The sequence below is a fragment of the Phenylobacterium sp. genome (assembly GCF_031360265.1).
Lineage (GTDB): Bacteria > Pseudomonadota > Alphaproteobacteria > Caulobacterales > Caulobacteraceae > Phenylobacterium.
This window is the reverse complement of record NZ_JANMBF010000124.1, coordinates 1-8,729: the sequence shown is the minus strand read 5'-3', so window position 1 is coordinate 8,729 and position 8,729 is coordinate 1. Positions and strand designations below refer to the sequence as shown.

At 67.6% G+C, this 8,729-nt stretch carries 15 protein-coding genes and 1 tRNA gene; 4 read left to right on the top strand and 12 right to left on the bottom strand.

What is annotated here, in order from left to right; translation table 11 throughout:
- Positions 1-2 precede the first annotated feature (2 nt).
- A tRNA-Ser gene (locus tag RMN86_RS11590) sits at positions 3-89 on the bottom strand.
- Positions 90-197: 108 nt separating this feature from the next.
- The gene (locus RMN86_RS11585) at positions 198-329 is read right to left on the bottom strand and encodes a hypothetical protein (protein ID WP_309606002.1); all 132 of its coding nucleotides are present in this window, start codon (positions 327-329) and stop codon (positions 198-200) included.
- 62 nt (positions 330-391) lie between these two features.
- Between RMN86_RS11585 and RMN86_RS11580 the strand changes: the two genes are divergently transcribed.
- Positions 392-598, top strand: coding sequence for a hypothetical protein (locus RMN86_RS11580; protein WP_309606001.1), 207 nt, complete (start codon positions 392-394; stop codon positions 596-598).
- On the opposite strand, the gene RMN86_RS11575 is transcribed toward RMN86_RS11580, so the two are convergent.
- The 9 genes from RMN86_RS11575 to RMN86_RS11535 form a co-directional block, all read right to left on the bottom strand.
- Positions 569-1,255 carry a peptidylprolyl isomerase gene (locus RMN86_RS11575; protein ID WP_309606000.1) on the bottom strand — a complete coding sequence of 229 codons (687 nt, stop codon included), beginning with the start codon at positions 1,253-1,255 and terminating at the stop codon, positions 569-571. The two genes, RMN86_RS11580 and RMN86_RS11575, sit on opposite strands and share 30 nt — an antisense overlap.
- Before the next feature lie 10 nt (positions 1,256-1,265).
- Complete coding sequence (locus tag RMN86_RS11570) at positions 1,266-1,739, bottom strand: hypothetical protein (protein WP_309605999.1); 474 nt, start codon at positions 1,737-1,739, stop codon at positions 1,266-1,268.
- Entirely contained in the window at positions 1,736-2,521 is a 786-nt protein-coding gene (locus RMN86_RS11565; protein ID WP_309605998.1) for a site-2 protease family protein, read from the bottom strand. Before RMN86_RS11565 ends, RMN86_RS11570 begins: the two co-directional genes overlap by 4 nt.
- Before the next feature lie 11 nt (positions 2,522-2,532).
- Positions 2,533-3,159, bottom strand: coding sequence for a hypothetical protein (locus RMN86_RS11560; protein ID WP_309605997.1), 627 nt, complete (start codon positions 3,157-3,159; stop codon positions 2,533-2,535).
- 194 nt (positions 3,160-3,353) lie between these two features.
- Positions 3,354-3,509, bottom strand: coding sequence for a hypothetical protein (locus RMN86_RS11555; RefSeq protein WP_309605996.1), 156 nt, complete (start codon positions 3,507-3,509; stop codon positions 3,354-3,356).
- 169 nt (positions 3,510-3,678) lie between these two features.
- Positions 3,679-4,233 (bottom strand): PIN domain-containing protein, encoded by a 555-nt coding sequence (locus tag RMN86_RS11550; RefSeq protein ID WP_309605995.1) that lies wholly within the window; start codon positions 4,231-4,233, stop codon positions 3,679-3,681.
- On the bottom strand, positions 4,230-4,991 hold the full coding sequence (locus RMN86_RS11545; RefSeq protein ID WP_309605994.1) for a hypothetical protein: 762 nt from the start codon (positions 4,989-4,991) through the stop codon (positions 4,230-4,232). The genes RMN86_RS11550 and RMN86_RS11545 overlap by 4 nt, the downstream gene beginning before the upstream one ends.
- Positions 4,992-5,014: 23 nt before the next feature.
- Positions 5,015-5,944, bottom strand: coding sequence for an IS1595 family transposase (locus RMN86_RS11540; protein WP_309605993.1), 930 nt, complete (start codon positions 5,942-5,944; stop codon positions 5,015-5,017).
- Positions 5,945-6,104: 160 nt separating this feature from the next.
- Positions 6,105-6,314, bottom strand: coding sequence for a cold-shock protein (locus RMN86_RS11535; RefSeq protein ID WP_309605992.1), 210 nt, complete (start codon positions 6,312-6,314; stop codon positions 6,105-6,107).
- Positions 6,315-6,624: 310 nt separating this feature from the next.
- On the opposite strand from RMN86_RS11535, the gene RMN86_RS11530 reads away from it, so the two are divergent.
- The 3 genes from RMN86_RS11530 to RMN86_RS11520 all read left to right on the top strand — a co-directional run bounded on the left by RMN86_RS11530 (position 6,625) and on the right by RMN86_RS11520 (position 8,256).
- Positions 6,625-6,840 (top strand): hypothetical protein, encoded by a 216-nt coding sequence (locus RMN86_RS11530; RefSeq protein WP_309605991.1) that lies wholly within the window; start codon positions 6,625-6,627, stop codon positions 6,838-6,840.
- A 2-nt stretch (positions 6,841-6,842) separates the two neighbouring features.
- Positions 6,843-7,214, top strand: a complete 372-nt coding sequence (locus RMN86_RS11525; protein ID WP_309605990.1) for a hypothetical protein — start codon at positions 6,843-6,845, stop codon at positions 7,212-7,214.
- Positions 7,215-7,290: 76 nt separating this feature from the next.
- The gene (locus RMN86_RS11520) at positions 7,291-8,256 is read left to right on the top strand and encodes an alpha/beta hydrolase (RefSeq protein ID WP_309605989.1); all 966 of its coding nucleotides are present in this window, start codon (positions 7,291-7,293) and stop codon (positions 8,254-8,256) included.
- A gap of 193 nt (positions 8,257-8,449) precedes the next feature.
- Here the strand turns inward: RMN86_RS11520 and RMN86_RS11515 are convergent.
- On the bottom strand, positions 8,450-8,729 hold a 280-nt coding region (locus RMN86_RS11515), incomplete at its 5' end, for a hypothetical protein (protein WP_309605988.1).

The following is an 8,729-nucleotide window of genomic DNA, read 5'->3' as shown; positions in this document are numbered from 1 at the left end:
GGCGGAGAGGGTGGGATTCGAACCCACGGTGCCCTTCCAGGCACGCCGCATTTCGAGTGCGGTGCTTTCGACCACTCAGCCACCTCTCCAGAAGTCGGGGCCGGACCCTATGCGGGGCCCGCTGAGCGAGGCGCGGAACCTACTCATCCGACCCTTGGCGCGCAAGGGCGCGGTTGGGCGCCCGGTCTGGGGCTGGGCTAAGGTGCGCCAATCGGTTGCAGGAAGGTCACCGCGGCCATGCCGCGCCGGGGCGCCGCGCCGGCCTCGGGGCTGGGCCGAGCCTCGACGCTGAGGACGGCGACGATCCAGGCGCCGGGAATGATCTTCATCTCAGGGTCATCCATTCCCGCCAGGTGCGGGCATTGGCCAGGGCCCGCATGGCGCAGGCGCTGTGCAGGGGCGCGATGGCGCCCGCGTCGAGCAGGGGCAGGTCGTCGACGAAGTCGGCCGGCAGCCAGACGCCCAGGCCCTTGGCGCCGACGGGCAGAGCGCCACGCCGGTGACCCGCTCGGAGGACCAGCTGGTCACCCAGGGCACATCAACGCCGACCCGCGACGTGGAGGGGGGCTCACGGCGGGCCGGTCGGCGCGGCGGGTGATGTGGGCGCGGCAGGGGTCGGCGCGACCGGCGCGAGCGGGGGCGCCGGCGGGGCGCGGCGGATCGAGATGATGCGCACCGGCCTGGCGATCATCTCGCCCTTCATCGCGCCTGCGCCGGCGTTGGGGTCGGTGGGCTGGCCGAGGATCGCCTGGGCCACCGAAAGGCCGTCGACCACGCGGCCGAAGGCGGCGAAGCCGGGGGCCTTGGGGTCCTTGGGGTCGGCGTCGAGGTAGCTCATGTCGCCCAGGCAGATGAACCAGTCGGCCTGGGCGGTGCCCGGCGCGTGGCGGCCCATGGAGATGGTCCCGTCGGTGTGCCTCAGACCGGTCTTCAGCGTGCTCTCGTGGGCGATCGGCGGCAGCACCCGCTTGGGGTCGTTCTGCAGGCCGCCCTGCACAGTGCCATAGTCGTTGGCGGCCTGGCCCGGGGGCTTGGACGCCCGATAGAAGGTCGCGCCGTCATAGAGCCGGCGATCCACATATTTCAGGAAGTTGGCCGCGGTGATCGGCGCCTTGTCCGGGTAGAGCTCGACGGTGATGGCGCCGAGCGGCGTGGCGATCAGCACGCGGGGGTGTGGGCCGGCGGGCTGAGCCAGCGCCGGGCCTGCGAGGACGAGGCCGGCGGCAAGCGCCAGCAGGAAGCGCTTGCTGATCATGGCTGCGAACTTAGCGGATAGGCCGAGCGCGGCAACGCACGATGGTGTCTGTCTGGCCGGTGGAGCGCAGGCCGGCGGGGGTCAGCACAAGATTTGCGACGCTGTGACCGCACACGCGGCGGAGCTTGCCGCCCTTGGTGATCTCCGAGACCTCGTCGTCGGCCACCTGCGCGCGCCGGCCATCGGGGGCGATGGTGATCGCGGTGATGACCGAGGTTTCCCGCACCCGCGAAGAGGCGAAGACGCGCCCGGCCTGGGCGCGGGCCTGGTCCAGCGTGCTGACGCCGTAGGGGACGATCCGGTTGTCATTGCCCAGCGCCTGATCGGTGAAACGCGCCTGTGGGGTGAAGGTCGCGAAATAGCCGGCCAGGTCGCCGGCGTTCCAGGCGCGCGCCTGGCGTTCGACGAAAGCGCGGACCTGCTGGGCGGTGATCTGCGCCGGCGCAGAGGCGGCGACCGCGACGACGAGGATCTGGGCGATCATGCGGGCCGCCAGAAATGGAACGCCGACCAGCCGGCCCGCAGCGCCTCAAGGTTGAGGCCGAGCGCCAGGCTGAGCGACGCCGCGGCGCGGAACAGGGCGGCGCTGGCCCCCGGGATCACGAACAGCGCCAGCAGCAGGCCGACCATCACCAGACCCTCGGCCTTGCGGATGTGCGGGGCGAGGCTGGCGGGCAGGAACGGGCGGATGGCCCCAAAGCCGTCCAGGCCCGGGATCGGCAGGAGGTTGAGGATCAGGCCCATGGCCTGCAGGAAGGCCAGCACGCTGAGCGCCTCGAACAGCGCCAGCGGCCCCTCACCCTGGACGCCCCATCCCGCCCAGAACGACAGACCGAAGCTGAGCGCCAGAAGAATGACCAGCGTCGCCGCCGGCCCGGCGAGCGAGGTCGCCGAACGCCACAACCGGGTGCGGATCAGGTCGTTGCGGATATAGACCGCCCCGCCCGGAAACCCGATGCCGCCCATGGCCAGCGCCAGCAGGGGGATCACCAGACTGACGCCCAGGTCGCCATACCGCCGTGGGTCGAAGGCCAGGTAGCCCTTCTCCGCCACCGTATGGTCGCCGCCGAGAAAGGCCGTGGCCGCGTGGCTGAACTCATGGGCCATCACCGACAGGATCCAGCCCACCATGACGAAGGCGAAGACCGCCAGGCCGCTGGGCTGGTTCACCAGCAGGCCGCCCAGCCCGATCCAGACCAGCAGCATTCCCGGCCCGACGAGGGGATTGGGCTTGAGCGGTGGCGTTTGGGGCGCGGCCTCAGTCATGCCGCGTCCTATCACATCGGCGGCTTGGCGCCGTTTTCTCCGACCGAGACCGAGCCGGCCATCAGGCCGCCGGCGACCTTCTGGACGACCATGAACACCGGCGTGCCGACCTTGACCATGTCGCGCTTGCCGGGGGTGATCTGCACCACCGGCACCTTGGCGGGGACGGTGATGTGGCGCTTGCCGTAGGAGTAGCTGACGTCGAGTTCGCGGCTCCCGCGCTTGCCGGCCACCACGGTGCCGACGGTGCCGTTGGTCATCATCGAGCCGGGCTTCAGGTCCCAGCCGTAATGGCCCTCACCCATCTTCACGCCGGGCGGGAAGACGTGGACCTCGAGCGACTTGCCGCTGGTTCCGTCCTTGTTGGGCATCTCCGAGGTGCCGATGAAACTGCCGGGCTGGATGGCGTCGATAGCCACGGGCTTCATCACCGCCACCGACCACGCCGGCGCGAGGCCGACGGTCTGCGGACCCTTGGCGGTCTTGACGGTCAGGGACCCGTCGGTCATGGCGGTGACCGTGCCGCGAACGATGCTGGGGCTCGGCGGCGCGGCCGGCGCCGGGGCGGGCACCTCGGCAAGGGCGGCGGTGGCGCTGAGGGCCAGGGCGGCGAGCCCTGCGGCGGCAGACTTGATCATGGACGTTTCCCGTTGCGGCTGGAGTGGCGGCGCGGCCTTAGGGGGAACGCCGTTGACGACCGACATAGGCAGCACGGTCCCCTTGGTCAACGCGGCCCTTGGGTCAACGCGCAGGGGCCCTGGCAAAGATGGGCGCGGGCCAACGGACCCGGCCAAAGAAAAGGCGATATAATACAATCCGTACCCAGCCGGCCTCAGTCGCCGCTGTCGTTGACCTCAAACAGGCCGTCGCGCTCGTGCCTGTCGAACACCATCCGGCGGATCGACCGCACCTCAAGGAAGATGTTGTACAGGAAGCCGACTGCCGCAGCGCCCATCCCCAAGGCCACAAAAATCTGCCAGTCCGACATGCTTAGGCCCTCGGTTTCTTGGGCTTAACGGGCTCCGGCGGCGGTCGCCGCTTCGGCGGCACGATTGCCGCGAAGGCTCGCGCGAAGGCCGCGCCGGTTTCGTCGGCGCCGGCCTCGCGAGCGGCTTCCTCGAAGCGCCTGGCTTGGTCGGTCTTGGGTACCCGCGAGGTCATTTCTCTGTCTCGGGTTTCGGTTGGAAGGGCAGTTCCTGAAGCGCGGCAGCGGTAGGGACAATGCAATCCGCCAAGCCCTTGACGGTCATTCCGAGCCGCTGGGCGATGTTCCGCTGGCGGCTGTCATCTGAGTAGAAGACCGATGCGCCCTCGGTATGAGCGACCGCTACAATCATCCTGTCGTATTTGAGCTTGGCGTACGTGCCCGCGTTCGGGTCCTTGCCCCCTTCGCCCGTCACGGCGTGGCCTGCCATCATGGCCACTTCGATTGCCGATTTCACGTCAAACGGCACAACCCTGAAGACCTTCGACTTGTTCATGATCGCGAGCCAAGCCTGTGCCGCCTGTACGCCGCTGCGGATCATCAACTCGCTCATCGCAGGGGTACTCACGATGATCGTGGCGCCGATCTTCTCAAGTTCATCGATCAGACCGGCAACCCTTTCCTTCGCCATCGTCACCGGCTGGTCGTTGGAATCGAGTGGGACGCCGACAGCGCTGGCTGGCGCGAAGAAATAGAGCAGGAAGCTGGTGTCCACGCCGACGATCAATGCGGCTCACCTTCGTCGCGCCGGTCGGCCATTACGGACCCCCACGGGTCGCGCAACTCGCTCAGCCCAGAGGGAACCGCGCGAAGCCGCTCCACAATGTCGGACAACGCGCCGCCTTCAAGCGGCTCATGGGTCCGAATGACGAAGCTGCGCAGCGTCCAAGCGCCATCCTCATCACGGCGCCATTGGGCCGTGCCCTCAAAGCGCCGCTCTTCGCCCAGGATGAACGGGCCTAGCTCCTTGGCCGTGGCGCGAGAAGCAGTGCAGGTGTGGACGGTATCTCCGGTATCGATAAAGACGCTGACGCCCTTCTCGCTGATCACCCGCCCGCCGATGCCCTGCACCACACCAACGAGCGCGCCCGGCTGTTCGACTGGCGTGATTTCGAGAGGTTTCGGCGCTTTCACACCCGGGAAGTCGAGGACGAGGCCCGCAAGCGCGTCAAGCTCGCGGTAGGACGCGAACGTGTTGTCCGCCGCCAGCTTTCGGTTGAGCGCCTTGTAGGCGTTCATGGCTTCCACGGGCGCTACGCCGCCACGAATGGCGGTCGTGCGCTCTTGGACCTTCGGATAGGCGGTGAAGGAGACGTCGTGCAGGAGTTGCACGCAGCCGTCTTCGAGACGAACGAAATGCACGTCCGCCTTCTCGCCCAACATGGCCGCGAGGTCGCCCATGTACTCGGCAAGCCGAGCCATGGGGATGGAGTCCGGTTCAAACGCATCGATCTTGAAGCTCAGCCGGACGGCATCGTGTGCCAAGATCGCCTCCTCCTTGCTGAACCTCAGACCGCTGCGGGGAACGAGTCCCGGTACTTCAGTCTCTTTCCCACGATCCCAGATAGTGCGCGAGAGGTCCTTTCGACGTCGTTCACGCCGTTGGCCACGCGCTCGTTGTAACGAAAATCGTACTCCGCGAGGTACCTGTGAAGGTGCCGTTTGGAGCAATGCTGGTACACGCCCTTCGTGCCCTTCTTGAACACGCTGAAGTAGCCCTCAATCGTGTTTGTGTGGATGGTCCGGTCCTCGGTGGAGACGTACTCGTCCTGGCCGTGGCGAACGACGCCATGCTGAGCAAACTCCCGGCCCACGGCGAGGTAATGACCGGCCTCGTCTGTCATCAGCCGGGCCTCGCGGGCGAGGTTCTCAAGAATGATCGGGGCGAGCGTCGCGGGGCGGATGTTGTCCACCACCATGCTACGGGCGCGACCGCTCTCACGGTCCACCAGCGTGAAGACCTTCATCTTGTGGTGGAAGGCGCGCTTCACCGGCTTGCCGGGCTCGCGCCCGATGTAGGTTTCATCGGCCTCGACCGCCCCGCCGCCCACGCCGAACGGCGCGAGATCGCCGGAGCGCATGGCCTCACGGATACGATGAGCCATGAACCACGCCGTCTTCAGCGTGACGCCCAGCGTCCGGTGAAGCTGGTTGGCGCTGAAGCCCTTCTTGCTGGAGCAGAGCAGGAACATCGCCTGAAGCCACAGGTGCAGCTTGACGTTGCTCGCCTCGAAGATCGTCCCAACCTTGACCGTGAAGGGCTTGCGGCAATCGCCGCATTTGCGGACGCCCATGCGCGTGCTCTTGCCCTTCAGATCGTAGATGCGGCTGAAGCCGCCACAATGCGGGCAGACGGGACCGTCCGGCCACACGTGCGCTTCCACAAACCGGTAGGCGGCTCGCTCATCGTGGAAGTGCTTGGCGGACAGGGCGGACACGAGAGATCTCCTTCAATATGGAGATTATCTCATAAGAGTCATGGCGTTGCAAGCCATTTGGGTACGGATTGTATTATATCGCCAAAGAAAAAGGGCCGGGGCCTTGCGGCCCCGACCCTTGATCGATTTCACGCGGCTCCGAGGAGCCAGCGGTCAGTCCTTAGGCGCTGCCCAGCTGGCCAGCGGACATCTTGCCGTTGCGCGGATCTTTTTCCAGCTCGTAGCTGATCTTCTGGCCCTCGTTCAACGAGGACATGTTCGCCCGCTCAACGGCCGAGATGTGCACAAACACGTCTTGTCCGCCGTCATCGGGCTGAATGAAACCAAAGCCTTTTTGGCCGTTAAACCACTTCACGACACCAGTCGCCATATCAGTATCCCCTTCCGGGTATCTAAGTATTCACGCACCCACGATGGGCGGCGAGATCAAATTTTCGGAGAGGGTCGAGGGCAGTTCCGGCTCCCGAGTTGGAAATCGGGGGTGGAGAGCAGGCGAGCCAAAACGATATTCGATGACCGCACCTTCCCATGACCTTCCGCAAGAGGCAAGGAAAATCGCCCGTACTCCGACGAACAAGCGAGACAGCGCGCTGTTTTACATATAGAAATCTAGTCCCTTTACACTTTGATAACCATCCCGGGCTCGCGGCGGGTGCGCCGCGCTTAGAAGGATAACCAGCATGGCCATACGCGGCGCAGCCGATCGCGAGACCCTGACCGTGGCGCGCCATGAAGGCCGCTGGGCGGTGGAACATCAGGGCGCGTTCTCCGACCACAGCCTCAACAAGGAAGAAGCCAAGGCCGCCGCCAACAAGCGCGCCCGGGCCCTGCAGGACGCCGGCCGCGCCTGCCAGGTGCGGGTGAGCGGCGAGCACGGCTTCTTCGCGGACGCCTGATCATGTCTTCCACAAGCCACACCAAGCCCACCCGCCGCCGCGGCACGTCCGCGGAGGAAGCCCGCCTGGTCATCGAACAGGCCGACGCCGATGGCGTGAAGCGCAAGGACATGACGCTGCGCATGACCCTTCGCGACGCCTCCGAGCTGAAGCGCGATCCCAAGGTGCCGATGGCCGACATCAGCTATCGCGACGGCGAGATGACCTATCTCGGCGTGGCCGTCGACCAGGGGGGCGTGACCAGCACGACGCTGGATCGCGGCGACACCTCCTATGTTCGCGGCGCGGCGGCTGACCCGCCCCCGGCCAAGCCGAAGGCGGTTCGCAAGAAGGCCGTCAAGAAAGTCGTCAAGGCCGTCGAGCCCGTCGAGTAGGCTGGCGCTCACCGGACGCCTTGGCTGACGCAACGGCCACCGGTGCAATCTCGCGCCGCGGATTTGGGAGGTGGCGATGCGGCGGCTGACGACACGGCTGGTCGCGGTCCTTGCCGCGGCCGCGAGCTCGGCGCTGTTGGCGGGCTGCGCCAAGGGCGACCTCACCTGGCCGGTGCTGGAGGCCAGATACGCAAGCCCGGCGTCGCGGTTCGCGGATCTGCCCGGCGGGCTGCGCATCCACTACCGTGACCAGGGGGACCCGAAGGCCGCGCGAACCCTGGTGCTGGTGCATGGGTTCGCCGCCTCCCTGCAGGCGTGGGAGCCCTGGGTGGCGCGGCTTGCGCCCGCGTATCGGGTGATCAGCCTGGACCTGCCGGGTCATGGCCTGACCCGGGCGCCGGCCGGCTACCGCGCCTCGGGCGACGGCGACGTCGCGGTGATCGATGACCTGACGCGGCGGCTGGGCGCGCCGCGGTTTGTGCTGGGCGGAAATTCCATGGGCGGCGCCATCGCCTGGGCCTATGCGCTGGCGCACCCTGAGCGGCTCAACGGCCTGATCCTGATCGACGCCGCCGGCTGGCCGCGCGCCGCCAGGCCCGGCGGCGGTTCGGTCGTGCTGTTCAAGCTGCTGGGCAATCCGGCCGGCCGGGCGATCCTGGCGCGCATCGACCCGACCCCGATGGCGCGGCGCGGGCTGCGGCAGGCCTATGTGGACCCGGCTCTGGTGACGCCGGCGCTGGTGGCGCGCTACGTCGATCTGGCCCGCGCTCCGGGACACCGGGAGATCCTGCTGACGCAGAACGCAGGGCCGCGCAAACCGGTGACGCCGGCCACCTTCGCGGCGATCCACACCCCGACCCTGGTGCTGGTGGGCGCCGTCGACTCGGTTATCCCCGCCGACGACTCTCGCGGCCTGGCCGGCGCCATCCCCGGAGCCCGGCTGATCGTCTATCCGGGCGTCGGCCATGTGCCGATGGAGCAGATTCCCGAGCGATCGGCCGCCGATGTGCGCGCCTTCGTGGACGCCCTGCCGAGGGGCTGAGCGCCGCGCGGGGTTGGACGCCGCCGCCGCCCAGCCTAAGGTCGCGCGATGAGCAACGATCCCATCGACGACCGCGCCGCCGCCCGCCGCAAACTGATCGGCCGGGCGATGGTGATCGGCCTGCTGGCCCTGGTCGCGGTCTATGTGATCGTCACATTCCGCTGAAGTCTGGCCGCTGAAGCCTGGCGTCGGGCTATTTCGCCTCGGCCGCGGCCTTCATGGTCGCCACCAGGCCGGTGAACTGGGCGGTGCGGCGGGCCTTGTCGGCGGCCTTGTCGGCGGCCTCGTGCTTGGGCAGGGCGTCGGCGTCGTAGACCAGCGTGTAGAGCAGCTTGGCGTGGCGCTTGTCGACGGGCCGGATCTCCACCGTGCCGTGGTAGTCGATCGGGCTCTTGGGCTGGGAATAGGTGTAGGACCAGGCGGTCTGGGCGACCAGCACCTCATCGACCCGGTCGGCGATCCGCCGCACCGCG

Coding starts and splice junctions, on each gene's coding strand:
- RMN86_RS11530 (WP_309605991.1), top strand. CDS start 6,625: ATGGCCATACGCGGCGCAGCCGATCGCGAGACCCTGACCGTGGCGCGC.
- RMN86_RS11575 (WP_309606000.1), bottom strand. CDS start 1,255: ATGATCAGCAAGCGCTTCCTGCTGGCGCTTGCCGCCGGCCTCGTCCTC.
- RMN86_RS11565 (WP_309605998.1), bottom strand. CDS start 2,521: ATGACTGAGGCCGCGCCCCAAACGCCACCGCTCAAGCCCAATCCCCTC.
- RMN86_RS11585 (WP_309606002.1), bottom strand. CDS start 329: ATGAAGATCATTCCCGGCGCCTGGATCGTCGCCGTCCTCAGCGTCGAG.
- RMN86_RS11520 (WP_309605989.1), top strand. CDS start 7,291: ATGCGGCGGCTGACGACACGGCTGGTCGCGGTCCTTGCCGCGGCCGCG.
- RMN86_RS11570 (WP_309605999.1), bottom strand. CDS start 1,739: ATGATCGCCCAGATCCTCGTCGTCGCGGTCGCCGCCTCTGCGCCGGCG.
- RMN86_RS11525 (WP_309605990.1), top strand. CDS start 6,843: ATGTCTTCCACAAGCCACACCAAGCCCACCCGCCGCCGCGGCACGTCC.
- RMN86_RS11535 (WP_309605992.1), bottom strand. CDS start 6,314: ATGGCGACTGGTGTCGTGAAGTGGTTTAACGGCCAAAAAGGCTTTGGT.
- RMN86_RS11560 (WP_309605997.1), bottom strand. CDS start 3,159: ATGATCAAGTCTGCCGCCGCAGGGCTCGCCGCCCTGGCCCTCAGCGCC.
- RMN86_RS11555 (WP_309605996.1), bottom strand. CDS start 3,509: ATGTCGGACTGGCAGATTTTTGTGGCCTTGGGGATGGGCGCTGCGGCA.